Annotated in this window: 15 protein-coding genes and 5 pseudogenes; 13 read left to right on the forward strand and 7 right to left on the reverse strand. The window is 56.6% G+C overall.

Translation table 11 applies throughout. The annotated features are described in order from the left end of the window. Positions 1 to 24 precede the first annotated feature (24 nt). The 4 genes and pseudogenes from ACT4MF_RS12860 to ACT4MF_RS12875 all read right to left on the reverse strand — a co-directional run. On the reverse strand, positions 25 to 1,299 hold the full coding sequence (locus tag ACT4MF_RS12860) for an RNA-guided endonuclease InsQ/TnpB family protein (protein WP_444682905.1): 1,275 nt from the start codon (positions 1,297 to 1,299) through the stop codon (positions 25 to 27). Next, on the reverse strand, positions 1,296 to 1,676 hold the full coding sequence (gene tnpA, locus ACT4MF_RS12865) for an IS200/IS605 family transposase (protein WP_444682906.1): 381 nt from the start codon (positions 1,674 to 1,676) through the stop codon (positions 1,296 to 1,298). Before tnpA ends, ACT4MF_RS12860 begins: the two co-directional genes overlap by 4 nt. Positions 1,677 to 1,874: 198 nt before the next feature. Beyond that, positions 1,875 to 2,558, reverse strand: coding sequence for a potassium channel family protein (locus tag ACT4MF_RS12870; protein WP_444682907.1), 684 nt, complete (start codon positions 2,556 to 2,558; stop codon positions 1,875 to 1,877). Positions 2,559 to 2,623: 65 nt separating this feature from the next. Continuing rightward, positions 2,624 to 3,054 (reverse strand): annotated as a pseudogene (locus ACT4MF_RS12875) (universal stress protein); the annotation flags it as partial. A gap of 148 nt (positions 3,055 to 3,202) precedes the next feature. Here ACT4MF_RS12875 and ACT4MF_RS12880 point away from each other — a divergent pair. Both ACT4MF_RS12880 and ACT4MF_RS12885 read left to right on the forward strand, forming a co-directional pair. After that, positions 3,203 to 3,325, forward strand: a pseudogene (locus ACT4MF_RS12880) (IS6 family transposase); the annotation flags it as partial. Between the two features lie 22 nt (positions 3,326 to 3,347). Further along, positions 3,348 to 3,518: pseudogene (locus ACT4MF_RS12885) on the forward strand (RNA-guided endonuclease TnpB family protein); the annotation flags it as partial. A 152-nt stretch (positions 3,519 to 3,670) separates the two neighbouring features. Here the strand turns inward: ACT4MF_RS12885 and ACT4MF_RS12890 are convergent. Further along, on the reverse strand, positions 3,671 to 5,563 hold the full coding sequence (locus ACT4MF_RS12890) for a cation:proton antiporter domain-containing protein (RefSeq protein ID WP_099255321.1): 1,893 nt from the start codon (positions 5,561 to 5,563) through the stop codon (positions 3,671 to 3,673). Positions 5,564 to 5,656: 93 nt separating this feature from the next. On the opposite strand from ACT4MF_RS12890, the pseudogene ACT4MF_RS12895 reads away from it, so the two are divergent. The 6 genes and pseudogenes from ACT4MF_RS12895 to ACT4MF_RS12920 all read left to right on the forward strand — a co-directional run bounded on the left by ACT4MF_RS12895 (position 5,657) and on the right by ACT4MF_RS12920 (position 13,830). Continuing rightward, positions 5,657 to 6,458, forward strand: a pseudogene (locus tag ACT4MF_RS12895) (transposase). A gap of 130 nt (positions 6,459 to 6,588) precedes the next feature. Next, complete coding sequence (locus tag ACT4MF_RS12900; RefSeq protein ID WP_444682908.1) at positions 6,589 to 8,646, forward strand: PD-(D/E)XK nuclease family protein; 2,058 nt, start codon at positions 6,589 to 6,591, stop codon at positions 8,644 to 8,646. After that, complete coding sequence (locus ACT4MF_RS12905; RefSeq protein WP_444682909.1) at positions 8,643 to 9,548, forward strand: RecB family exonuclease; 906 nt, start codon at positions 8,643 to 8,645, stop codon at positions 9,546 to 9,548. Before ACT4MF_RS12900 ends, ACT4MF_RS12905 begins: the two co-directional genes overlap by 4 nt. Further along, positions 9,545 to 12,985 carry an ATP-dependent helicase gene (locus tag ACT4MF_RS12910; protein WP_444682910.1) on the forward strand — a complete coding sequence of 1,147 codons (3,441 nt, stop codon included), beginning with the start codon at positions 9,545 to 9,547 and terminating at the stop codon, positions 12,983 to 12,985. Before ACT4MF_RS12905 ends, ACT4MF_RS12910 begins: the two co-directional genes overlap by 4 nt. A 55-nt stretch (positions 12,986 to 13,040) precedes the next feature. Further along, positions 13,041 to 13,271, forward strand: coding sequence for an antitoxin VapB family protein (locus ACT4MF_RS12915; protein WP_099255314.1), 231 nt, complete (start codon positions 13,041 to 13,043; stop codon positions 13,269 to 13,271). 139 nt (positions 13,272 to 13,410) lie between these two features. Further along, positions 13,411 to 13,830 carry a DUF8059 family membrane protein gene (locus ACT4MF_RS12920; protein ID WP_444682911.1) on the forward strand — a complete coding sequence of 140 codons (420 nt, stop codon included), beginning with the start codon at positions 13,411 to 13,413 and terminating at the stop codon, positions 13,828 to 13,830. Positions 13,831 to 14,028: 198 nt separating this feature from the next. On the opposite strand, the gene ACT4MF_RS12925 is transcribed toward ACT4MF_RS12920, so the two are convergent. Together ACT4MF_RS12925 and ACT4MF_RS12930 are read right to left on the reverse strand one after the other, a co-directional pair. Continuing rightward, positions 14,029 to 15,084, reverse strand: a complete 1,056-nt coding sequence (locus ACT4MF_RS12925) for a sensor histidine kinase (RefSeq protein WP_444682912.1) — start codon at positions 15,082 to 15,084, stop codon at positions 14,029 to 14,031. A 510-nt stretch (positions 15,085 to 15,594) separates the two neighbouring features. Next, positions 15,595 to 15,699 (reverse strand): annotated as a pseudogene (locus ACT4MF_RS12930) (RNA-guided endonuclease TnpB family protein); the annotation flags it as partial. Between the two features lie 90 nt (positions 15,700 to 15,789). Between ACT4MF_RS12930 and ACT4MF_RS12935 the strand changes: the two are divergent. The 5 genes from ACT4MF_RS12935 (at position 15,790) to ACT4MF_RS12955 (ending at position 26,298) form a co-directional block, all read left to right on the forward strand. Beyond that, positions 15,790 to 19,917, forward strand: a complete 4,128-nt coding sequence (locus ACT4MF_RS12935) for a PAS domain S-box protein (RefSeq protein ID WP_444682913.1) — start codon at positions 15,790 to 15,792, stop codon at positions 19,915 to 19,917. A 237-nt stretch (positions 19,918 to 20,154) separates the two neighbouring features. Continuing rightward, on the forward strand, positions 20,155 to 21,651 hold the full coding sequence (locus tag ACT4MF_RS12940; protein ID WP_444682914.1) for a globin-coupled sensor protein: 1,497 nt from the start codon (positions 20,155 to 20,157) through the stop codon (positions 21,649 to 21,651). A 105-nt stretch (positions 21,652 to 21,756) separates the two neighbouring features. Further along, positions 21,757 to 23,958 carry a PAS domain S-box protein gene (locus tag ACT4MF_RS12945; protein WP_444682915.1) on the forward strand — a complete coding sequence of 734 codons (2,202 nt, stop codon included), beginning with the start codon at positions 21,757 to 21,759 and terminating at the stop codon, positions 23,956 to 23,958. A gap of 367 nt (positions 23,959 to 24,325) precedes the next feature. Next, complete coding sequence (locus tag ACT4MF_RS12950; RefSeq protein ID WP_444682916.1) at positions 24,326 to 25,642, forward strand: RNA-guided endonuclease InsQ/TnpB family protein; 1,317 nt, start codon at positions 24,326 to 24,328, stop codon at positions 25,640 to 25,642. 68 nt (positions 25,643 to 25,710) lie between these two features. Beyond that, on the forward strand, positions 25,711 to 26,298 hold the full coding sequence (locus ACT4MF_RS12955) for a sensor histidine kinase (protein ID WP_444682917.1): 588 nt from the start codon (positions 25,711 to 25,713) through the stop codon (positions 26,296 to 26,298). The last annotated feature ends 102 nt before the right edge of the window (positions 26,299 to 26,400 follow it).

Below are 26,400 nucleotides of genomic sequence, written 5' to 3' on the forward strand. Positions count from 1 at the left end.
AGGATTCCTCCGTTAGGGGTTCGGCTACCGACCCACGGAGGCAACTTGCGGGTTTGTGCGCACTTCTTTGGGACTTTCATGAGGGTGTGGTTTCCCCGACCACTCGTGGTCGTCCCACTCGAATCGCACGGGCCGTGCCATCGGCCTGACTTCCGTATCGCTGTTTTCTCGAAGGAACGTCTCTGACGCCGTGAGGTCGGCATGTCCCTCGAATCCGCATGGACACGTCAGCGTATCTTCGTGGCGAACCGTCTCCTCGTGGTCGCCACACTCAGGACACGTCTGACTAGTCCACGCTTCCGATTCGGCTTCGAGGCTGATGCCGTACTCCTCACAGACACACGCGAGACGGTGGATGAACGTCTTGAACGCCCAGAAGTTGTGCGTCTTCTCGTTCACCCTGGCCGACCAGTGCGTTCTCAGCACGTCGGTCAAGTCGCCTACGTACACCGTCGCCACGCCCTCGTCGTACAGCCGTTCAACGAGGTCGCGCACCAGCGCGTTCTGTGCGTGGTCACGGCGCTTCGTCCGCTGTCGGTACAGCCGTCGAATCCGCTTGGAAGTGTAGCGTCCGTCTCGGAGTTTCGACTGTAGGCGGGCGATCACGTCTGTTGTCTCGCGGAACCGTCCGAACAATTTCCGCCCATCGTAGAGGTACTGGTTCCCAGCGGTCGTGGAACAGGCGACGAGATTGTTCGCGCCAACGTCGAGGGCGGCTTCTTCCGAAGCCAGTGGTGAATCCAGTCGAGAGTCAGGTACGGTGACTGGTTGGAAAGCCCTGAACGTGTCGCTAACCTCGTCGTACTCAAGTTCCAGACGACCCTGTTTGCCGTCCCACTTCGGGTTGCCTCGGACTTCGAGGCGGAGTCGTTCGTGGTAGCCGAGTCCGTATTCGTCTTTCAGTTCTTGCCCGACAGGGATTTCGAGACGGCTACGCGTGCCCCACTCAATCGTGTACTGGTCGTTGCGGATGTAGGTTCGGAGTTCGCGTCCATCCTCTTCGTTGCCCCAGTACGACGGTGGATTGGCGTTCTCGCCTTTCTCTTTGAGGGCGAAGAACGACCGCCACGCTTCGCTGTTCTTGCGCGTGACCTGTTGAACGGTCGCGCTTCCGACGACGCCGTTGTAGCGTCCTCGGTACTCGGAAGTGTCCCACACGTCGCCGTCACCGAAGTAGTTCTGACGACGTTCGTAGGTCAGTTCGTTCCACAGAGAGGCGGAGGCGTCGAGTAGCCGTCGAAGACACTCTTTGTCGTTCTCGGTTTGTGGAACCACCTCGAAGGTGTTGTCGCGCTTCATTCGTCGCCACCCTCCTGATCAGCGATGTACTGTTCGACAGCGCCCTTCGAGGCACTCCCCGCCGTACCGACGTAGTACGAACGAGTCCACTTCACGCGGTCGTCGTACCGCTGATTGTATTTCCGCGCCGAGATGCCCTTGACCCAGTTGACGATGAGCGACGGGGCGTTCTTCGGTGGACTCCCGATGGACAGGTGTACGTGGTCGGGCATGACCTCGGACTCGGCCAGTTCGAGGCCCTTGCCCTCACAGATTTCCGCGAAGATGGTTTCGAGACGTTCCTTCGTCTTCCCCGTCAGGTGCGAACGCCGATACTTCGGCACGAACACAATGTGGTAGTAGAGTTCGTATTTCGCGTGACGGGTACTCTTCACCATCTGAGTATACTATCATGGTCGGATAGCTTAAGCACTGCATTGGAACCCCGTCTATGCCACCGACAGCGGTTGAATACTATTGGTCGGCTTCATCCCCGCCCTGAAGCGCGAGGCTTTCGCCTCGTATTTTCCCGTAAGACCACTGAGATTGTGAGTCAGATCAGACGGAATTCAACTGCCATCGGACCGATCGTCTTCTCAGTCATGGTCTTCCGCGTGTCCGAACACGTCTGTTACCTCCGGCGTCACACCGATCCCCGAATAGACGGTGAGCAGGTCCCCGGCCTCGATACGGGTAGTCCCGCGAGGTGTTATCGGGGTCTCCGTGCCACTACGCTCAATCGCAACGATCAGGATCTGATCCCCTAAGAGGTCTTCCCCGTCCGCCTCACGGAGCGTCTTGCCGGCGATCGCCGCGTCGGCCCCAACGGTGATCTCGAACACCTCCGCATTCTCACCGATGTGCATGAAGTCAATGATCGACGGCCGACTCACAGCTCTGTAGAGGTATTCTGCGATGAGGCTCTGTGGGTTCTGCATTGTGTTGACGCCGATCTGTTCGAACACGCTCATGTGCTCGGGGTTGTGAACGACCGAGACGATGTTCGGAATCGACAGCTCTTGGGCAAGCAAACAGACCATAATGTTCGTCGCGTCCTGATCAGTCGTCGAAATGAGTGCGTCCGCTCGGTCAGCTCCAGCATCCTGAAGCGTCTCTTTGGTCGTCGCATCGTCGTTGAGCACCAGACAATCATACTGGCTTGAGGCCCGTTCTGCCCGTTCCTCATCTCGCTCGATGACGACAACTTGGTTCCCGCTTTCGGTCGCGAGCTTGATAAGTGGTGTTCCAATATCGCCCGCACCAACGATGATCAGATACATGCTACTAAGATGCAAACGGGAGCATTGAAAGGCTACCGTTCCAGCCTAGACGGACTACGGATGTCTTATCGCCCGCCGACCAGCCGCTCCCACAGGGACCGCACAGAGGGACGTTCTGCGAGTAACACTGGCGTCTCGAGGTTTTCTATCGTTTCGAACGCCAAGGAGCCGCGGACGATCCGCGAGAGCAGCCCGCGTTCGATCGCCCGATTATTACGAAGTCGGACTCTCGCACGACCTGGCCGATCGTCTCCTCGACGTCGCCCGCCTCAACGCGGAGTTCCGCATCGCCGAGACCGTGCCCGTCGGCCCAACCGGCGAGGAACTCGCGGCCGGACGCCTCTTCACCCGAGTCGACGACGTACATCAGGGAGACGTCGACGCCGATCGTGTCTCGGAGCGCGCGAGCGACCTCCGCAGAGAGATCCGAGGAGGGGCCACCGCCAGTCGGCACGAGCACGTTCGATAGATCCAGTTCCTGCCCATCCAAGACGATCTCCATACCAAGCTCGATTTCCTCGGCTTCACCCTTCTAAACCAGCGATATCGGCAGATAATGACGGAAAGGCGGAAACCCGCGTCTGTAGGCGCGGGAGGAAGCCGACAACCCATTCCGCAAACTATGTTCAATAGCACTGACTCCCAAACGTCTATTTCGTGAGATAAAACACACTATCTGTTTTTCAAACTATTTCAGCAACGCCAACGCAGAAACTGCTCATGAGTGGCTGAGATCGTTCGCTTTCGCATGGAATCAGCTTATCTGAACACTACCGGGCGTGGTAGCTTACTTGGATGAACGCAGACGTGAACGGTGCGGTGAACATCCGACGAAAGATGACTCAGACTCCCCTAACTGGGGATATGAGTAACGGCTGGGTGGCACAGCCCGGAGTCTTCCTGTTCGACCAGGTGAGCGGAGCGTTCACCACGAGAGAGCAGAGAGACTGCAAATCGTAACATCCCAACGCTCGGGACTTCTCCGCCTTTAGTCGGAAGAGAATATCAATGGGTTGTTGTTCTCACCTTCACATACCTCATGGCGACGGGTAAAGCCGCACACAGCCTGAAGAAGGTCAAGCACAAATCGCCGGCTCGACTGAGCAACTAAATCAGTCGTGAGAGTCGGTTAGCATCGACATTCCCTCTCGGACGGCTTTCCGCTGACCAAGGAGCGTAACGTGATCGCCACGATTGACGACCGTGTTTGCGTCTGGAACCCTAACCGATTCGTGCTCACTATCACTAAGGACGGCGATGAGGCAGGAATCGGGGAGCATTGGACCCACCTCTTGGATACTCTTTCCAACGTACTTCTCGTTGGTGACTGTGACTTGTTGGACATCACCGTTTTTCCCGATATCGGTCATCCAGTGAGCGATATCTGGCCGTTCAATCTGATTATCGAGGGCCCACGCGACCGACATTGCCGCGGAGATCGTGCTCACGCCGAGGTCTTCGAACGCCTCGACATTATCAGAGTTGTTCGCCTTTGCGAGGACTGTCTCGACATCGAATTTTGTCTTCGAGAGCTGTGCGACAAGCAGGTTCGCGTCGTCGTCACCAGTAGCTGCAACGACGGTCTTGGCGTTCGCTGCGCCGGCCTTCTGCAACACCTCAGTTTTCGTGCCGTCGCCGATAACGGTACCAAAACCGGCATTTCGTAACGATTCAACAGTCGCCTCATCTTGTTCGATGATGACGACGTTTTCGCCGCGATCTTCGAGACGTTCGGCGAGTGCGCGACCCACCTGTCCGCCTCCGACTATGATGACTCTCATGGGTATCACGTTGAGGTATTGTGCGATGTAGCGTGCCAGCCCGCCCTGAACGAGGGCTGTAACGAAGATAACCAGAAACACCGTCCCGATCAACAAGTCCGCTTGCTGCGCTAGTGTGGGGTTATTGAGTTCCGTAGCAGCGGTTCTGAGTTCGGTGGCAAAGAGCGTTGCGACTGACGCTGGAATGATCCCCCGCGGGCCGATCGCGCTAATAAATAATCGCTCTGGGATGGTGAACCGGTCGCCGACGGTCGAGATGAAGACAAGGAGTGGTCGGATCACCACCGCGACCACGACGACCACACCGAGTCCAGCGACTCCGACGTCAAATATCGCCTCTGGCGGCAGTTGGGCGGCGAGTGCGATAAACACAAACGCCAACACGAGGAGCGTGATGTCGCCTTTGAAATCGGTGATTTCCTCTTTGTAAGGGATGTCCAAATTCCCGAGAGCTAACCCAGCAGTAGCGGCCGCCGCGACCCCGGCCTCGCTTGCCAGCTGGTTCGCGCCCGCATACGCAGCCAACGCTCCAGCGAGTACGAGTAAGCGCGCATTCCGCGGCGCGGCTTCGGGCGAGAGGTCGACGTACCGAAGCAGGTAGTAGAGGAGTGCCGCGACGAGGAGACCGACAAGCAGTCCCTCACCGAGACGGAGGGCAAACCCCTGAATCAGCCCCTCAGAGGACACCGTCGGATTCACCGTTTCAAAGAGTACGACCGCCGTGATCGCTGCGGTCACGTCGTTGACGATCCCCTCAGTCTCGAGGACAGCCGAGACCCGATCTCTGACGGGGACGACATCCAGGATTGGGGTGATGACCGTTGGGCCCGTGGCGACCAGCAGCGCGCCGATCACGAATGAGAGCCCCCACGGGAGTCCTTCCAAGAGGCGAACAGCTACCGCAGTTCCGACTAATGCGATGGCGGCACCAATAGTGACGAGGCGGACGGCCGCACGTGGGGCTTTCTGAATACGCTCAAACTCGAGGTGGAAGGCTCCCTCGAACACGATGATCGCGACGGCGAGGCCGACGATTGCTGGGAGGGAGTCACCGAAACTCGCGTTCGTCACGATCCCGAGGCCCGGCCGGCCGATAATCAACCCGACAAGCAGGAAGAAAATGATACTCGGGACCCGGAGCCGGGCCGCGAGAACCTGGGCAAGGACTCCAAGCCCGATGATACCTGCAACAAGCGGAATCAATAAATCTCCTGCCACACTCAGTTCCTCGTGCGGTTTCTCAATTGATGGTGGGATATAAGATACTTGGTGAGCCACACTATCGTCCGCTGATTCGGTGGAAGTGTTAAGCAGGCCGTGTCGCTGGCTCAAAAGCGCTGTGCCGCCAGTCCAACGGCGGTGAGTGACCCGACTGGCCACGGGTTTCCCGGATGGAAGCACGTTACGCTTCACTTTTTGCGGGTTCATATGGACGCGACGCAGCTCGAAATCGTCGATTGGGCGAGCGAGATGGATCGCGTTCGTGGTCTGTTACAGCTCGCTCGAACGGCATTTCCCGCACCCTCAACGCTGTACCGGTCGTTCGAGAGGGTGCCTCTGTCGCCTCTGTCGGTGTAGCTCGGCTTCCTTCGGGAGTCCGCGACCATCTGCGATCCGGGCTCGCACGGTGCCATCGATGCCACGTTCTTCGATCGGGAAACGGCATCGAGACATACCAACACCGCTCGGATCGTCACATACGCACGCTGAAAACGACGGCACTCGTCGATACAGACTCGTGTGCCATCCTCGATGTTCACTGCTCGGCACACTGGCCTCACGACACGCAAACTGGCCGTCGAGTCGCCCTTCGTAACACCGGAAAATAGAAAGTATCGCCGGCGACGAAGGCTATGACGACCAATCTCTCCGGGACGCCCTCCGGTCAGAGGGCGTCCGACCCTTGCTGCGCCATCGGCTGTTCGCTGCGTACGATCACGCCCACAACGCACGGTTGGGCAGCGAGTTATACGGTCAGCGCTGGATGGACGAGAAGGCGGTCTCGGCCATCAAGCGTCGGTCCGGCCCCGCTGTCCATCCTCTCGCTTGGCACCGCGAGTTCCGCGAACTCGTGGTGACCACCGCAGTCAGCAACTTCGAACAGGGTCTCAAACAGTGACCCCCACGCCGTTATCGGATTCAACAGAGCAGATTAGACTACTGAAGAGGAGAACACCTATCAGATAGGTCTTAGACTCATGTAGTATGCGGTACACGAACAGTATGTCTTCTCCGTTTGAGGGTTGTCAATGAGTAAAGCGGGCCATCACAGCATTAATGGCGAACTGGTGACGGCTCCGTTCGGAACACGGAACGTCAAAGCAGCAGCACGCGCTACTTACGCAGACTATCTTGAGAAGCACGATTCTGAGGATGTACTCGTCATTACTGGTGCACCGACGAGCACGGACACGTTCCGGGAGACCTTGGGTGAGGAGTTGCCGGGTGCGGCGACGCCGTACGTGACGTCGCTCGTTGTACACGCGACCGATGTTCTCAATCAGACCGATGACCGCGTCATTCTCTCCGACGCGCTACGACGAGAACTCCTTCACCGATTCCTCGCAGACTACGAGTGGGACACAGCGTACCTCCAACACGCATCTGAACAACCGTCTTTTATCGAGGATGTAGACGCCGTGATGAGCACGATCTCTTGGCAGACAGTTACGCCAGAGGCAACGCCGGAACTCCGAGACATCACGGGTGCCCTCGATGCCTTCCAAGAGTGGCTGGCCGAGCATGATCATATGGAACGCGGCCAACTCATCTCTGATGCGCTCGGCGTCCTCACCGGAGATGCCCGTGACGAGGTCGTCGATTTTGATGCGGTGCTCGTAGTCGAGTTTGAAGAGTTCATGCCCCTCGATCGCGCGTATCTCGACGCGCTCGTAGGGGACTGTGAGCTCGTCTGTATCGGCGAAGAGAACGCGAGTGTGCGCCGCACGTGGGTCGAACCAGGGCCAATCACGGAATACGTCGCGTTCACCGAGTCACGACGTGAGGAATCAAAACCGCCGTCGTCACGACCGGCCGCCACAGCAGCCTACTTCGCCGAAGGGACGGTCCCGACAGATCCGGAGACCGGGTCGGTGTCCGTCCTCGCTACAGACTCCAGTGACGAACAACTCGCCGAAATTGCCAACGAGATCGAAGCCCTCGTGGCGCAGCAGGACTGGAGGTACGGCGACATCGCTGTCGCCACCAAACAAAGTGGGGGTACCGTTACGGACACCATCGAAGCGCTCGAACGCACCGGTATTCCAACAGACTCGACGACTGTCACGGGGTTCGGTGACGACCCTGCGATTCGAGAGCTCCTCGCTGCTGTTCGGTATCTCGCGGCCGACGACGAAGATGAGGTAGCCGACCACGGCCCTGATCTCGATGCGGAGCGATTAGCCTGCGTCCGGGAGATGGACAACCTCGAAGAGGGGATTCGCTGGTGGGCGACAGACGCGGGATTGAAAGAACGAATCGCAGAGCGCGCGTCGCCGCTCGACGCACGGGCGCAATTCGGGAACGTCCGGCGAGCGTTCCGGATGGCCGGGTTCCTCGAAGACACCCAGTTCCTAGATGCGACGTGGGAATCTTTCGAGGAGATGCTTGAACGCGCACACGAGTACGCGCCGCAGCAAAACCAGACGAGTGCCACGGATCTCGACGGCGGGGTCCGCGTCGATCACTTGCAAGCGATCAAGAACGAGTCCTTCCGCGCGGTGTTTCTCGTGAATCTCGTGGACAGTGAGTACCCGGGCGATCCGTTCATGACGCGGCTGTTCCCGACTGAGCGCGTCGCATCGATGCCGGATTACCCGGGTGCCACGGACCTCGACGAGTTGGACGTAGATGCGACGTTCCCGACGACGTCAACGGCGTCGAGTCGGCCGTTCGCGCGGTATCACACGGAACACGCGCGGCGACGCCTAGCGGTTGGGGCTGGCGCTGCGGACGAGCACTTGTACTGTTGTCTCTACGAGTACGAGGACACCGCGTTGGAGGAGCGTGCGCAGGCGTCGCGGTTCCTCACGGACGCGTACGACCGCCTTCCGTGGGTCACCGAGTCTGATGACCCGCACATCACGAGTGAGCAAGCGGCGGAGGAGTTCCTGTTGTCGCGGGTTGACGAGGCGCTTGCGGCGGTGCGCCGCGCGAACAGTCAAGGGGTGACGGTGTCGCTCGACGAGGTGGAAGCGGAACTCGGCGAGATTCAGGATCTGCTCGATAAGAGCGGGGCGCGTGGCGACGAACTCCGAGAAGCGTTGCGTGCGCGTGTCGAGTTCGCTAACGGCGAGGTGCGGCGATGAGCGAACGTGCGCTCTCGCCGTCGCGGCTGGCGACGTACGCGACGTGCCCGCGGCAGTACGAGTACGGCTACGTTCAGGACGTGAACACGCCAGACCGGACGGAACTGTACTTGAATCAGGGAACGATTTACCACGAGACCATCGAAGACGTGTGCGACGCAACCGAGCGAGACGACGACGCGTCGACGATTCACGAGCGAGCGATGCGTGTCTTCGACGAGAAGTGGAACGAACACAGCAGCCGAGACGACTACGAGTCGAATGCGCACCGAGAGTACCAGCGCGTGGAGAACCGCGCAGCTATTGACGCGTTCTTCGACCCGGACGGCGGCGACGGTGTCGAGCACGCGCGCCAGTCGGTCGCCACCGAGGTCTGGGTGACGTGCGAAATCGACGGGCGAGCCCTTCACGGAAAGGCGGACAACGTGATTCGAACCGACGATGGCCTCCACGTGTTCGACTACAAGCGCAATACGCGCGGCGTGATCTCCAGCGGAACGGCCGAGTATCTCGCTGACCATCTCGACGGTGAGGCCCACGAGCCCAAGCGCGTGCGGAATGCGTTCCAGACGGCGACGTACGTTGAGGGTGTGAAGAACGAACCGTTTTACGAGGACGGAACGACGGTCCGGTTCAGCTTCTACGGCCTCCTCAACAGGACGTCCTTTGAGAGCACGCCCGACGGTTATGAGGTGTCTGTCCGTGGGTATCCGCGGGAGACTACGGATATTTACGAGGACCACCGCGACACGATCTGGGCGCTCATACGAACGGCGCACGACGGCATCACGGGCGAGGCGTTCGCGCCGGAACCGTTCGAGATCATCAACGAAGAGGCGTGCCCGGACTGTGACTATCGAGAGATGTGTCCCGAGCGCCTCTCTGAGGAGGTCCGCCGATGACCAACGACGAGTACCCGTCGTGGTATCCAGTCACAGAAGAAGACGTGACGGCGGAGCCCCAACAGCAGACGATCATCGATTCGGAGGCGTACCCGATGCGCGTGCTCGCCGGCGCAGGGACGGGGAAGACGTTCACGATGGTGCGGAAAATCGAGCACCTCATCGACGAAGAAGACGTCTCCCCGGACCGGATCCTCGCGTTGACGTTCACCAACAACGCTGCGGATTCGATGCGGGAGAAACTGAACGCGAAACTCGGGACCGCAGGGTACGACATTGACGCGTACACGTACCACTCGATTTGTAACGAGATCCTTACCGACTACGCATACGAGGCGGGGATCGACCCGGACTTCGAGGTCGCCACGGACGCCGAGAAGTACGCTATCGTGCTGGATGTCTTGGATGACATCGAGTACCGGTCTGTGAAACCCAACGTGTACGGTAGCGACGGGTACGCGTCCGGCGCGGCGTCGAAGCTGCTCAACTTCATCGGATCGATGAAACGCAGCGGCATCACCCCCGACGACATCGACGCGTTCCTCGGGCCTGCTGATCGCGTCTACGAACTCGCTGACCTCGCAGAGCGCATCGAAACCATCGCCGGCGACCATCTCGGCGGCCGGTCGGTATCAAGCGTACTGGATGCACTGCCAGACGCGCGTGCTGATCTCGTTGCGGAACGCGATGCACTGGAGACAACCGGGATGGAGGGTAGCGCACGCGACTTCCTCGATCGACTCGTGGGTCTTTGCGACGCGCTCGAAACAGCGTTCGAAGCCCACGAAGCGGGAGACCGGGAACTCCCCGACAACGCGTACAAGCTCCCGAAATACCTGCTCGGTGGGTACGCCAGCGGTGCACCGACAGGCATCCCGGCTGATCTCAACCTCGAACTCACAGATCACCTCGACTCGTTCCTCTCGGACTGCCTCACCGCCCGTGACCTGACGGCGGGGTACGCCGCGTACGAGCGTGAGCTCAACGAGCGGAATCTCATCGACTTCGACGGCTTGGTCGTCGAAACGGCGGCATTACTGGACTCGCCTGTTGGCGAGGAAATCGCCGACCGGTGGGACTACGTGTTCTGTGACGAGTTCCAGGACACGGACCGCCTCCAGTTCGACCTCGTCACGTCGCTCGTCACCGACGACAACCTGTTCGTCGTCGGTGACGACGATCAGGCGATTTACGAGTGGCGTGGCGCACGCGTCGCCAACATCACCGATGAACTCGACCGCGCATTCAGCGCGCTCGAAGACGAACCGTTAGAGGAGAATTTCCGCTCCCGACAGCCGATTCTCGACCTGGCGAACGAGGCGATTCAGAAGCTCGATCACCGTGAACGACACAAGACGCTGAAACGCGTCGACGAACCCGCGTACGACGGGGACACTGTCGCTACCGTTGAACTGCCGGACGAGGACGATGCGGATGGTGCTTCCCAACTTCGAACCGTCGTGCAGAATCTGCTGAGCGGTGGTGCAGCGAATCTCGACGAGGCGTACGACCCGGGCGACATCGCGTTACTTGTCCGGAAGACCGATCACGCGACGCCCGTCATCGAGGAGTTCGAAGACGCTGGCATCCCGTACCAGGTTGCTGGCGATCTGGCTACGGAGTCCGTCGGCGTCGGCACCGTGACTGCGTACCTGAAGGCACTCGCGCGACCCGACGACGAGGTCAGTTGGAATCGCGTGCTCTTGATGCGGTACCGGCTTTGCGACGCCGACCTTCGCACCCTCAACGCGGACGACGACCCGCTCGTGGACACGCTCCGCGAGACGCCGCTCAATGAGTTCGAAGAGCCCGACCGCGTCGCGGAAGCCCGCGAACACACCACGGAACTCCTCGACATCCGGGACTCGGCGTCGCTTAGCCACCTGTACCGCGAACTCACGGACTGTACGAACATCGAGTGGTATCTCAGTGAGCAGGAGCGCCGTGATCTCGCCCAGCTGGAGGATGTCATCGAACGGTACGGGGACAGCGCGGTTCGACCTCCGCTCACGCCGGAGTTCATCGACTCGCTCGAACATTACGACTCCTTGTTCGACGAGAGCGGCTCCTCGCCGACGAGTCAGCCGGACGTCGCCGACGACGCGGTCAACGTGATGACCATCCACAAAAGTAAGGGGCTGGACTTCCCCGTCGTCCTCATCCCGCAAGTCACAGCCGACGAGTGGGCACCGAGCTCACGCACCTACGATGCGCTCGAAACCAACCTTTCGGACGGCGCTGAGGCGGCGTTCGCCGAGGACTTCGTCGAACGTGACGCCCGTGAAACACGTCGGGTGTTCCATGTCGGCATTACGCGTGCCGAAGACGTCCTCGTTCTTCAGGGTGGCAGCGAGGACGACGACGCTGCCGATGTACACCCTGTTTCGGAGGTCGTTGACGAGATGCTCCCTCCCAGCGTCCCGTGGCAGCCAGAGCGCGGGGAACTCCCCCTGTGGACCGACGTTGAGGAGTGTCTCCCGGATGACGCAGCGGATTGGACTGACACGCTGGCGAGCGGGACTGTCGGGCACGTTGGTGGGACCGTCAATCACGACGGTGAAGAACTCACGGTCCAAGCTGCGCGCGAGCGCGTGTTAAACCTCGCAACAGCCACTCTCAACGGAGAGCGTTCCCCAAGAGCCGAGCGGGAAACCATTCAGGTGCAGTCACTGACTGAGCCAACTCCGCCAGCGCCAGCGCTCTCGCACAGTTACACGTCGCTAGCGGCCTACGAAGAATGCCCGCGCAGCCACTACCTCGATTACGTCGTCAACGCGTTCCCCGATTACAAAGAACCCGCAAGCACATCCGAGAGCAGTGTGTCACAGCGTGAGATCGGGGTACTGTTTCACGACACTGCCGAGCAAGCTGCGAAACACGACGTTGATCGGCGTGAGGGGTGGTACGACATCTGCGAGCGACTCGCCAGTCAGCGCCGCGCCGAGGACGCGCTCCCGGCAGCAGAACAGTGTATCGACCGGTACTTCGAGCTGGACCTTTCCGAGTACGAGATTATTGACGCCGAACGTGAGTTCGAGCTCGATGTCGATGGGCACGAGCTCGGCGGATACATTGACGCTGTCTACCGGACACCTAGCGGAGAATTGGTCGTCATCGATTACAAAGCAACTGAACGCCACCGTGACCTGCAGAAAGACAAGCAACTCCCGATCTATCTTTTGGCCTGTCGTGACCTGTATGATGAGCCGATCGCACAAGCGGGGTACGCGTACGTGGGTGAGATCGGGCCACAGGTCGAATCGCGGACGTTCGGCGAAGCCGAACTGGAATCAGTCAAAGACGACGTGACGGAGTCGATGAACCGTATCACTGAGTTCTCGTTTAGCCGGTACACTACAGACGAACACTGTCAGTGGTGCCAGCACAACCGGCTCCCCTGTGCGCCGGAGTCCCGCTCTGTTGAGGATAGGCAATAGGGCGTGGGTACGCCCCAATCATCATTCTTGTAGAGCGTCAACGCTATCAACAAGAATGTCGCATCAGGTACGACTTGAAGACGACGTGTACGAGCGCATCAAGGCGAACGAGCGGGATAGTGAATCGCTCAGTGACGCCGTGGAGCGACTCATCGGTGGACGAGCGCTCCGGGATCCCCGCGGTGTGTTTAACGAGGACCAAGTGAGCGAGATGCGGAGTGCGGTTGAAGCTGCTGACGAGACGGACCGCGACGAGGTTCGCGAGGTCGCGGAGCGGTTCGAATAACTTTCGTTACGGAGAATCGAAGAGAAAGCCTCGCGCTTTAGCATGGGGAGGATGTCAAGGGGGTACTCTCTCGTAGGTACCAGACAATACATCGGCAAACACAGACATTTAATTGAGTCAAGCATATCGTGGCTGGTGCATGACAAAACCACTGAAAGCAAGCGGTTTCCTTGGTCTTGCAACGATGATGGTCGTCGGTCTCTACCAGTTCACCTTGTTGGCTGGCGGTAATGCAGTCCCCGGCTGGATGATCGGCGGTCACGCCCACTTGGGTGTGATCTCAATTCTTGCTATTGTGATGGGATTCGCTGTCCCCGTAATCGGCGTTACGGGACGACTCCGGACAGCGGTGACAGGCATGTTTATCGCCGGACAGTGGGGGATACCAGGTGTCGTGTGGATCGGCGAAGGGGCGGGGCTCCCCTTCCTGATGCCGACCGCGTTCCTCTGGGGAATCTGCCTCATCGTGTCCATGCTAATCATGCTCTATGCAACCCTAACGCAAGATTCGTCGGGAATCGGTGGCGAGGCGACTGGAGTCACACCGGCTGACGATTGAATCGGGTCCGCTCAAAGCGGTTGAGAGCCGTGTCAAACGAGTTCAGATCAGTTCACAGCGGCTTCTTCTCGCCGGTCAATCGACCAGTAGAGATCGCTCCCACCTGTTGAATCGCCATACCGTGCTGAGTGATTCGTGAGCGACCCGTACTGACCATCGCCGATCGGAATAGGTCTCTTCCTGAGGATTTCAACAGAGCTATTTCTCTGGAAACTCCACATCAGTGAACTCGAAGCGAGCGCCTCCCTCGGCGCTTTGCTCAACGTCAACCTCCCATCCGTGAGCAGTAGAGATCTGCTCGGTGATGGTGAGTCCAAGACCCGCGCCCACACCGCCGGTGGTGACACCGTCTTCAAACACCTGCCCGCGAAGGTCGTCTGAAATACCTGCGCCGGTATCTTCGACGTAGAATCCGTCCGGGAGTGCCCCAACCCGGACGGTCACATCCTCGCCGCCGTGCTCGATCGAGTTGCGGAATAGATTTTCCAAAATTTGTTGAGTTCGGCTCTCATCGGCGGAGATCTCTAACTCTGTCTCAACGTGTAGCGATGCGTCCTTCGTATCGACATTGCCCCACGCTGACTGACTCACCGCGTCGAGATTCACCGGCGCAACCTCGTCAATCTGGTCGCCGGCCTTCGTTAACGATACGAGATCGGTGATCAGCGTATCCATGCGTTCGAGCGCAGCATCCGCCTTTGCAAGGTGCTCGCCGTCGGAGTTCTCACGGGCAAGCTCAATCCGCCCCTTCGCGACGTTCACCGGGTTTCGGAGGTCATGACTGGCAACATCAACGAACTGGTCCAGCTGTTCGTTCTTCATCGCGAGGCGGTTGTTCGCCTCCTCAAGTTCAGAGACGGTCTCTGCGAGCAGTTCATTGGTCCGGTTAATCCGAGCTGCGTACACGCCGATCACCGTGCCGAGTGCCGCACCGACAATTAACGATCCGGCGATCGAGAGCAAAATCGACGTATCTGCTCGCGATGCCATCTCCCCGAACCAGAATCCAAGAATCACAAATGAGAGAAACCCCGAAGTAGTCCATTTCAACACTGTCCGGTGTTTCGCCGCGACGACACTGTCTGCGCGGAACCAGCCGTAGCCAATCAAGCTGATCCCGATGGCCGTCGGAACCGCAGCTTGGAGTAAGAGTACTTCCAGATCAACATCTGCGAGTACGCTCATCACTCCTATTGTGGCGAGGCTCAGCGCTCCCACGATAGTGACAGAATTCACCTGCGTGTCGGGAGCCATATTCGGATACACATATCAGTATCTGAGATATAAACTATTACGATAAATGCGAGCAGTTGTCCGTTCTCAAACCGATTGAGACCGCTTAACAAGGAGCAAAAGTAGCCTTTTTGATGGGTATAATTAGTTAGTCTGCATTTGGGTAGCCAATAGTGTCATTTTGAGTGTCATTCGTGTACCGGTCACACAGCGCCTGCTAGAGTGGGGTAGGTCGGGGTAAGATCTTTGCTACTCGGAACCCTAAAGGTCAGTTCAGGATTGGATTGATTTGCTCTGTTGAATAGCAGTGTTGGCCGAGGCAATCGGGATTTGAATCGGCTTGTGACCGGTTGATACTATGGTCTCCGGATCGATATCGTTGCCTCGTGACTCAGAGGCCGCTATTCAACACGGCAATTTGAACGGGTCCCCGATCACGTTTCAATCCCATCCCGAGAGCATGCGCGGTCGTAAGCTACCCCACGGCTAAAGCCGTGGCTTTCAGCGTGGGCTCCCGCTGTGTCCGATTTATGCCCTCGAGTGCAACTTCTTGTTGCCGGTCTTGCACCAGTCCGACTCCCGCACATCTGCAGGCCAACTCACCGCGAGCGTGCCAACACCACGTTCGACACACTTCACTTAGCCGGTAGCGTGGACCACGTACTGGGAAGGTCACCTCCTTTCGGTCAAGAGAAATACTATGTGCCTTCACGAACAGAGCAATGTATGAGTTCGGCTCCGCCCCTCGCGCAGGTTCGGGACGCGATTGAGGTACTTGGACCGCCTGGCACACCGTTTACGACGTCAGAGGTAGCCACGACATTCGACTGTTCCGACCGAACAATCTACAACCGACTTGAGACGCTCGTTGAAGATAACGTATTGAAGACAAAGAAAGTGGGAGCTCGCGGTCGTGTCTGGTGGCGGCCGATAGAAGAGCACAGAGTGACTGATCAAGAGACGGATGAAAAGTACCGGAGAGTGTTCGAATCCATCGAGAAGGGATTCTGTATTGTCGAGGTGGTGTTCGATGGTGAAGACCGGGCAGTCGACTATCGATTCCTCGAAACAAACCCTGCGTTTGACGAGCTCACGGACTTACGAGACCCAGAGGGCAAACGGATATGCGAGTTGGGACCAGACTCCGAAAACCGGTGGTTCGAAAAATACGGTGCTGTCGCACAGACTGGTGAGCCCGTTCAGTTTACTGGGTATGTAGAACATCTTGACGAACGGCAGTACGAGATTAATGCATTCCGGATTGGTGACCCTACTGATCAGACCGTTGCCATCCTATTTGAGGATATCTCCAAGAGAAACCATATCGACAACGCGGTAGAAGAGGGTGAACAACGGCTCGAAGCGTTGTTGGAAGCCACCACAGATGGGATCTATCGAATAAGTCCTGATTGGTCTGAAATATATCAAATCGCTGGAAGTGGATTTCGATCTGACGACCACCCTACCACGTGGAAAGAGTATATTCCGGAAGGGAAACACAAGCGTGTCGGGCAGGCAATCGACGAGGCGATTGAGACACAGAGTCCGTTTGAGTTGGAACACCGCATTAAACGTGCCGATGGAACCGTCGGGTGGGCGCGTTCGAGGGCAGTACCGATATTGGAGGATGGCGAGCTCGTCCGGTGGTTCGGCACGGCGACAGACATCACTGAACGCAAGGAGCGTGAAGAGGAACTAGAGCGACAGAAAGTGTATCTCGAAAGCGTCTCAGATCTTATCACTGTCGTCGATGAGGATGGGACCATCCAATACGACAGCCCGAATATCACTGCGACGCTTGATTACGACCGCAATGAGCGAGTCGGCGATTCAGCCTTTACCTACATCCATCCCGAGGACCGTGAACGAATTGGCGAACGATTCCAGAACCATGTTGCGGGGATGGGTACTCCTCAATCAGTAGAATACCGTACTCGGACAAAAGATGGAACGTGGATCTGGGTCGAGAGCCGTTCTCACGTGCTGTGCGATACTTCACGGGCCGAAGGTATCGTCATCACAACGAGAGAGATCGCCGACCGTAAAGAAGAGCAACGGGAAAAAGACATCCTCTGGCAAGCAATCGAGAAGGCAAACTCTCCCCTTCTAATGACGGAACCGGGAGGAGATGATAACCCCATCGTGTACGTGAACGAAGCCTTCGAACATCTAACTGGGTATACAGAATCAGAACTGATTGGACAAGATTGTCGTATTCTTCAGGGAGAAAACACTCAACAGGAGCCAGTCGCGGAACTCTCAGAAGCTATCGATAACGAGGAGCAGGTGACAGTAGAACTCCGTAACTATCAGAGAGATGGAACGGAGTTCTGGAACAGAGTCACCGTCTCTCCGGTGTACGACACTGATGGTGAACTTGTTCGATTTTTGGGGACACAAGAGGATGTCACCGAGCGCAATAAACAGGAGCGCAAACGGAAACAGGTGATCGATCGGGTGACTGACGGGATCTTTGAGACAGACGCTGACTTGCGGTTTATATTTGTCAGCGAGGAGGCCGAAGCATTACTGGACACGTCCGAAGCGGAACTTGTCGGTCAGTACATCTGGGACGAGTTTGAAGACGCACGTGACACTGCCTTCGAAAAACGGTACTCCGAGGTGATGGAGACACGGGAATCAACTTCCTTCGTGGAGTATTACTCGGGGCTCGACAGCTGGTTCGACGTACAGGCGTATCCCAACGACGACGGTGGAATTTCCGTCTACTTCCGAGATATCACCGAACGGAAAAAGCGAGAGCAGGCCCGACAGCGAGCAGAAAAACGTTACCAGAAACTGCTAGAACTGGCTCCAGTCCCAATTGTCGCTGTCGATCCTGCCACGGAGGAGGTCATCGAAACGAACGACGCTGCTGGAGAACTCATCGGCTGTTCAACATCTGATCTCATCGGCCGAACACGGGCTTCCTTCCATCCCACTGAAAAAAGCGACGGCTATGACACGATATTTAGGAATATCATAGAACGGGGGGGAACGTGGCGACAGTTGCCCGATGGATCTCCAACCCAGATTGTCACAGAACAGGGTGAGAAGATCCCAGTCGAAATCACTGGGAAAAAGGTTGAACTGGAAGGCGAAGACATCGTCTACGGAGTTTTGCAAGATATCAGCGACCAACTCGAATACCAACACCGGTTGGATACATTCAATGAGGTAACACAGGAGTTGTTCGATGCCGGGACTGAACACGAGGTTACCCGAACGGCAGTCGAGGTGCTGGCAGATGTTCTCGATGTCTCTACTGTCGCGTTTTATTCGTTCGACGAAGACGAGTGGGAACTCAGGCCGGCTGTTCACGTGACCTCGAGCGAAGAAGCTGAAGAAATTGGGGACGTCCCTGTATTCGAACCAGGAGTTGGTGTGGAGTGGCGTGCATTTTCCGACGAGCAGACAACGATTGTCGATGACTTCCAGACCCAGGAGACGGACTACGAGTTCGACAGAACGGTTCGGAGTGAATTGGCCGTTCCAATCGGTGATCGGGGGGTCCTTTTCGTGGGCGATACGCGCCCGGGCATGTTCGACGATTGGACGGCGAATCTTGTGGAGACATTAGGTGCCACGACTGAGGCAGCACTCGGCTATACCAAACGGGAACAAGAGCTCCGAAAACAGCGCCAAGAACTGCAGGAAATCGAGTCGTTGAACCAGCAGATCCGCGATATCACTCATACAATCGTTCAGGCGGACACACGCACAGAGCTTGAACAATCGATTTGTGAACAATTGATCGCGTCAGATGCAATCGAGTTCGCCTGGATTGGTACTGTCGATCTCGAAGAAAAAGAGGTGATTCCCCAGACGCAGGCTGGAGCAGGCAGTGACTATCTGGACAGTATATCTCTCACGTTAAATGGGACTAACGACCCAGAACCGTCAGTAGAGGCGTTGCAGTCACGAGGCGCGTGCAGCAGTTCGAATATCGCGACTAACATCCAACATGGCGACTGGCGAAGTAGAGCAATCGAACGGGAGTTCCGGTCTGTTCTAAGTGTCCCGCTTATCTACAGGGAAGGACTCTACGGTGCGCTCACCGTGTACTCACGCTCGACATCAGGATTTTCGGATGCACTAACATCTGTCTTGAAAGAACTCTGCAATTTGACCGCCCATGCGAGTGCTGCGATCGAACAAAAAGCGGCCTTGCACACGAAGCAGACAGCGGAACTGGAGTTTGAGACTCGAGATGAAAGTGTCTTATTCTGTCGATTGGCTGCTGTACTTGACTGTAAAATCGAGATCGAGAAAATTGTGTCCCAGGGAAAGGAGTCTACACTTGCCTTCGTCAGAGTAGCTAATGGCACCCCCGAAGAAGTACTCAACGGGGCCAAACGGCTGGATGGAATTGAGGAGGGACATCTAATCGAGCGTCCAAATGAGACGTTTATCCAGTTACGGATCGCCACACCGTGTATAGGATCGGTTCTTTCCAACAGAAGTGTAATTCTACAACAACTAGTCGCTGATGGTGCTCGCTGTCGGTTGACAGTCGAAGTTCCGGAGGCGTTCAGTATCCGGCAGGCTGTCAACATAGTTACGTCGCACTACGAAAACGCGCAATTGCTCGCCAAACGAGAGTCTGATTCTTTGTCTGATTCGAGAAAGAAGTCTCTTAACACTGCGATAGAGGCCCTCACTCCCCGCCAACGCGAAGTCGTGGAGACAGCCTACCGGTCCGGGTACTTTGATTCTCCTCGGGGTGCAAGTGGGAAAGAACTTGCAGACATGTTCGACTTTTCCAACTCTACTTTTCATGAGCACATCCGAAAAGCAGAACAGACACTGTTTGAGAACCTCATTGAGGACGCTAACAATTCACTCGTCACGTAAATCTGATTAAATCGAACCCTGCAATCGCCACCTCCTCTGCCTGAAAGCGCGGATATGCTCCTTGCTCTTTATGAGAGCGACATAAAATCTACACACATTTGATAAAATCTAAATGTTGTGTATATTCAGATGATTAATTTCAATCTCGCTTAAGAGGCTACCCCACATATAAGGTTTAGCCACCAACTCTACCTCAGATATTCTGCCACTATTTGATATGCATATGAATCACATGCAGTGATTGTGAGAAATCAAATAACCGCTGCTAATCGAAAGCAAGTAGACGGTGCACAGTTAGTAGACGAGATAAAAATCGACCAGAAACAGATCGACTGGCGAAAGGATTTCACGAACTTTGAGCAGGCAGATGAGCAACGGCTCGAAGATCTCGGTAGCGTTGTTGAACCGGCTATTGACGACGCAGTCGAGGGGTTTTACGACCACTTGGAATCATACGATGAAACCACCGAAATCTTCGGGCGATCAAGCAAGGGGATTGAAGCACTCAAAGGGAACCAGCGTGAGTACTTACGAGACCTATTCGACGGCCAGTACGGACAGGAACACTTCGAGAGCCGTGCTCGGATAGGCAAGATTCATGATATGCTGGATCTCGGACCGAAGATCTATCTCGGTGCCTACAGCGTCTTCTACCGACACCTAATCGACGCCGTCGTTGATGATCTGAAAGCAGATCTCGCACAGGCGGGTGACGGCGACCCGGTACAAGAAGGTTGCACACTCACGCCGGAGAAGGCGCTCGATACACTTGCCGATCGAACGCGATCGATGCTGAAGCTAATGAATCTCGACCAGCAGGTGGCTATGGATACCTACATCCATTCGTACAGTGCACAACTCGAGGCCGAACTGGACCAACAAAAACAGGTCATAACCGACGTTGACGAGCAGGTGGCACAGGCCACACAGTCAGCTGAGAACATTACGACGAGTACGGATAGACTCAGTGAACAAGCCCACGACCAAGCAGAGTCGATGAACCAAGTCGCAAGCGAAGTCGGGGACATGTCTGCCACTGTCGAGGAAATCGCATCGACTGCCGATGAAGTGGCTACGATGAGCGAGAAGGCTGAAGAACTCGCTCAAGAAGGTCGAGGGGCTGCAACCGATGCCATCGAAGTGATGAAGCGAGTTGATGACTCTGCATCGACTGTCGCGAGCGATGTCAAACAACTCCAAGAGCGAATCGACGAAATTGATGAAATAGTCGAGGTGATGAACAATATCTCCGAACAGACGAACTTGCTCGCGTTGAACGCCTCGATAGAGGCTGCTCGTGCGGGCGAGGCAGGGGACGGATTCGCGGTCGTTGCAAGCGAAGTGAAAAATCTCGCCGAAGAATCTCAAGACCACGCGGGGACAATCGAACAATTAGTATCGGATATCAAAGAAGACACCGCAGAGACAGTCGCCAGCCTAGAAGAAACCACTAAGCAAATCGACCGAGGTATCGATCAGGTTACCACTGCGATGGATACACTCCAAGATATCGCTGAATCGGTTCAAGATGCGTCTCACGGTATCCGCGAGGTGTCCGATGCGACCGACGACCAAGCCGCCAGCGCCGAGGAAGTTGCGAGTATGGTCGACGAATTGGTCGAGCAGGCAGATGCAGTCGCCGGCGAGGTCGAAAGTATTGCTGTGGCAAACGAACAGCAGGCAGAAAATGTCGGCCAGATCAGCGAGACAGTTCAGCAACTGACTACTGAATAATTAACAGAGATGGAGGGTTCAGAAAGATCATCATCGCATCACCGACAGCCACCGATGGTCCAACGCGACGATTTCGACCTCGTCTTGAACACGAGTCAAAGTACTATGTCCAAGCCAATCGAAGTCCTCCATGTTGATGACGACGAGAGTATCTTAGATCTGTCTGCCGCGTTTCTCGAAGAGAATCACGATCTGTTATCGATTCACAGCAAACTCGATGTCAACGAAGCGCTCGAGTACCTCGAAACGAGCGAGATTGATTGTATTGTCTCTGACTACGATATGCCCGGCCTCAACGGTATCGAGTTTCTCGAACGGGTACGTAAGACGCATCCTGATATCCCGTTTATTCTATACACTGGCAAAGGGTCCGAAGAAATCGCAAGTAGGGCTATCTCGAAAGGGGTGACCGACTACTTACAAAAGGGAATGGGTTCGGAACAGTACGAACTTCTGGCTAACCGGATCGATAATGCCGTTGCTCAGCGTCGGTCGGAACAACGTGCCAGCAAGATCGAACGCTGGCTCATAGAACTCGCCGAGGAGACCACAAACATCCTCTGGATCTTCTCAGCGGACATGGACGATGTCATATTCATCAACTCCGCTTTCGATGACCTCTACGGCATCCCAATAGACCGTCTCCGCGACGATCCATTAGCCTTTCTCGACGCAACCCATCCCGAAGATCGACAGCAGGTGGCGCAGGCAGTCGAACAGTTACGGAGCGGACAAACCGTTGAAATTGAACACCGGGTCAATAAAAGCGAAGACTACCAACGCTGGGTATACGTTCAGGGGAAGCCGATCCGAAATGACAACGGCGAAGTTATCCGCATCGTCGGCTTCATAACAGAGATCACCGAGCGCAAAGAACGCGAACAGCAACTCCAGAAGTTCCAGCGTGCCGTCGAATCCTCGGGTCATGCGATTTATTGTACGAAGCCTGACGGTGTTATCGACTACGTCAACCCAGCCTTCGAGGAAATAACGGGATACACAGCCGAGGAAGCAATCGGAGAGAACCCAGCTATCCTCCAGTCGGGCGAACACGACGAAGCGTTTTACGAAAACCTGTGGGAAACTATTCTCGACGGCGATGTCTGGGACGACGAGGTGATTAACGAACACAAAGATGGCAAACAGTTCGTCGTCGACCAGACGATCGCTCCGGTGACCGACGAGTCGGGCGAGACCACGCACTTTGTTGCGGTCAATACCGACATCACGGAGCAACGAGCTGCCGAGCGCGAACTAGAGATTCACCAGACAGCGATCGACAACGCTCACGCGCCACTCACCTTGACTGATCCACACAAAGACAACAACCCAATGGTATACGTCAACGAGGCGTTTGAAGATCTCACCGGGTATACAGAAGCGGAGGCTCTTGGACGGAACTGTCGATTTCTGCAGGGAGACAGTACCGACCCCGAAACCGTAGCTCGGTTGCGGGAAGCGATCGATAACGAAGAGCCGATCACCGTTGAACTCCGCAACTACCGCAAGGACGGCACTCAATTCTGGAACGAACTGAGCGTCGCACCGGTGTACGACGCCGATGACAACCTCATCCGGTATCTTGGCATGCAGCGAGACGTTACTGACCAAAAAGAACGTATTCAGGAGCTGCAGCGCCAGAACGACCGTCTTGATGAGTTCGCCACCGTCGTCTCCCACGACCTTCGTAATCCACTTAATGTGGCTGAAGGATGGCTTCAGCTTGCCCAAGACGAATGTGAAAGCGAGGAGTTGTCGCATGTCGAGGGCGCACTCACTCGAATGGAGGTGCTGATCGACGATCTACTGAGCCTTGCTCGACAGGGAGAAACTGTCACTGACTTCGAGTCGGTTGAGCTTACGGGACTGGTCGAGCAGTGCTGGGCCACTGTCGAAACGACGACCGCATCGCTCGCGGTCGAAATCGACAGTACAACCTCGATTCGAGCGGATACGAGTCGGCTGAAGCAGGTGCTCGAGAACTTGATGCGAAATGCGGTCCAACACGGTGGGCCGCATGTCACGGTGACGGTCGGTGAACTGGATGACGGTTTGTATATTGAGGATAATGGACCCGGAATTCCCGCGGAGGACCGCAGTCGGGTCTTCGAAGCGGGGTATTCGACAGCTGACGAGGGGACTGGGTTTGGGTTGAGCATCGTTGACCGAGCCGTCAGTGCTCACGGGTGGACTATCCACCTTACTGAGAGTGAGGCCGGCGGTGCTCGCTTCGAAGTTACTGGCGTCAATAGTGATGGATTTTCTAGCAGTGAACGGGTTGGAGGGCTCGGTGGGGGCGGTGAGTAATATGATATCGGCACCTCGTCTACCCGCGGGTCGGACTAATGTGTGAATTGGCTCTGTCGAAATCCTCAGCAAGTGTCAGAGTTGGGCCTGCTGTGGCAGTACAGGAGATCCATAGACTGAAACGTTCTCTAAGATCTTGTGAGTGTTCTTCGCTCCCTGTTGCACTCTGGGTGAGACTTGCTGGGAGCCCAGTCAGCGTGCCTAGGCTTCTTTTATAAAGAGCAAGGAGAATACCCGCGCCTTTAGGCGCGGGATGAATCCGACAACCCTCTCCACAGTCCACCGCCGATAGCACGGCTGGATATTCTACACCCTCAATCCAAACTTTCCAAGAGATTCGAATATAAGGTATTATACAGCGTTTCAGATGTTGACAGTCCACAGAACCCATCGGGCGACAATCTGCAACCACGGACAGGTAGGGGATTCACTCGACCGACACGGGTGGTCGGCCAGTAAACTCTGGAACGTCGCGAACTACTACGCCCGCCAAGTGTGGGATGAAACGGGTGAAATACCCGATCACGGCAGGCTCAAAGACGAGTTGAAGACACACACCAACTACAACGGACTCCACTCACAGTCCAGTCAGCGCGTTCTGGAAGAGCTCGCTGAAGCCTTCACCTCGTGGTATGAGTCTGATGACGACCGAGACAATCCACCCGGCTACCGCAAAGAAAACTACTACGACGATCACGGCCGCCGCGTCCACGAAGAACACCCCCGCAGTACGGTGACGTGGAAGCAAAACGGCATCAAACACGATACCACGAACAATCGTGTTCGCCTCTCGAAGGGCGCGAATCACAAAGAACACCCAAAAGCGTGGGAGTACATCCTTGTCGAGTATGAAACGCGCCCCGGCGTTGAGGTTGAGAACCTGCAACAAGTCAGGGCCGTCTACGACAACGCGAACAACCGCTGGGAACTCCATCTCGTCTGCACACATGAGGTGGAAACACCCGACGCGCCCGGCACCGAGACAGCTGGCGTCGATCTCGGCATCTGCAACTTTGCCGCGGTCGCATACAGTACCGAGGACGCCGACCTGTACCCCGGCACCCGTCTGAAACAAGACGGCTACTACTTCCCCAAAGAAATCGCCAAATGCGACGACTCAGACGGCGATCGGGCCACTCAGTTGCACCACACGTGGTCAGAACGCCGCACGCACTTCTTCCACGGTCTCGCTAAACACATCGTAGAACGGTGTGTCGAGAACGAGGTCGGTCAGATCAACATCGGAGATCTTGAAGGCGTCCGTGAAGATGAGAACGGCAGCTCGAAAAACTGGGGCAGGCACGGGAATCTCGATCTTCACGGCTGGGCGTTCGACCGCTTCACCTCGATCCTTGAGTACAAGGCGAAAGTGGAGGGGATCGAGGTCGTCGAAGTATCTGAGCGCAATACGAGCAAGACGTGTTCAATATGCGGCACTAAAGACAAGAGTCAGCGCGTTGAGCGCGGTTTGTATGTGTGTGATAACTGCGACGCTGCATTCAATGCAGATGTAAATGGGGCGGAAAACATCCGTCTCGGCATTACCGGCGAAAGTAACTCCGAGTCTGCACCTGATTTGGGTGGAGATAGGAGTACCGGCTGGTTGGCACAGCCCGGAGTCTACCTTCACGACTTGTCCAGCGGATTCCAACCGCAGGAACAAGTGGTAGACTGCGAACCCTAATATCCCAAACGCGGTCGGGATTCCTCCGCCTGAAGGCGGAGGAGGATGTCAACCGTGGCTGGGCGGAGATGCTCGCAGCGGATCTAGATGCGGAGCGGGCGAACAAAGCAACGGTCATCAGTGCGGCGGCAACGCGATTGCTCGATTTGACTGAGGCCGCACAGAAGATCGAACAAAATCGCGAAGTCTCGCCCGAGTTAGAGCCCACGGACATCATCCCGCTGATCAACCGCACCGTCACTGAATGTGAAACACGCTATCCAAACGCCTCGATAACGGTTGATACGCCGGAAGAAGCGATTGCGGAGACGCTTCCACGCTTCGAAGTGGCGCTGTTCGAACTCGTAGACAACGCCGTAAAACACGGCGGCGATCCCGAATCCGTCGTGGTCGATGTGAGCGTGTCCGAGCGACTGATTACCTGTAGGGTGAGCGATAGCGGGCCGGGGCTTCCGAATACGGAACGAAGTATTTTACAGACCGGCGCAGAGACACCGCTCGTCCACGGGCAGGGACTCGGACTCTGGTTGAGTTACTGGATCATCACGACGTTGAACGGTGAAATCGACGTCATCAACTCCGATCGCGGGACGACCATCGAGATCCAGCTCCCGAGACCAACAGGGGAAACAGATCACAGATCGTCGCCGAGTTGATTGTCGACGGTGACACTGATGTCGTCGATGTCCCCATGCTCGCCGCCGGCGATTTGAATGCGGTTCCTCACTCGACGAACAAAGCGGCGTGAACTGCGGTCG

The organism is Halorubrum sp. FL23 (genome assembly GCF_052439115.2).
Lineage (GTDB): Archaea > Halobacteriota > Halobacteria > Halobacteriales > Haloferacaceae > Halorubrum > Halorubrum persicum.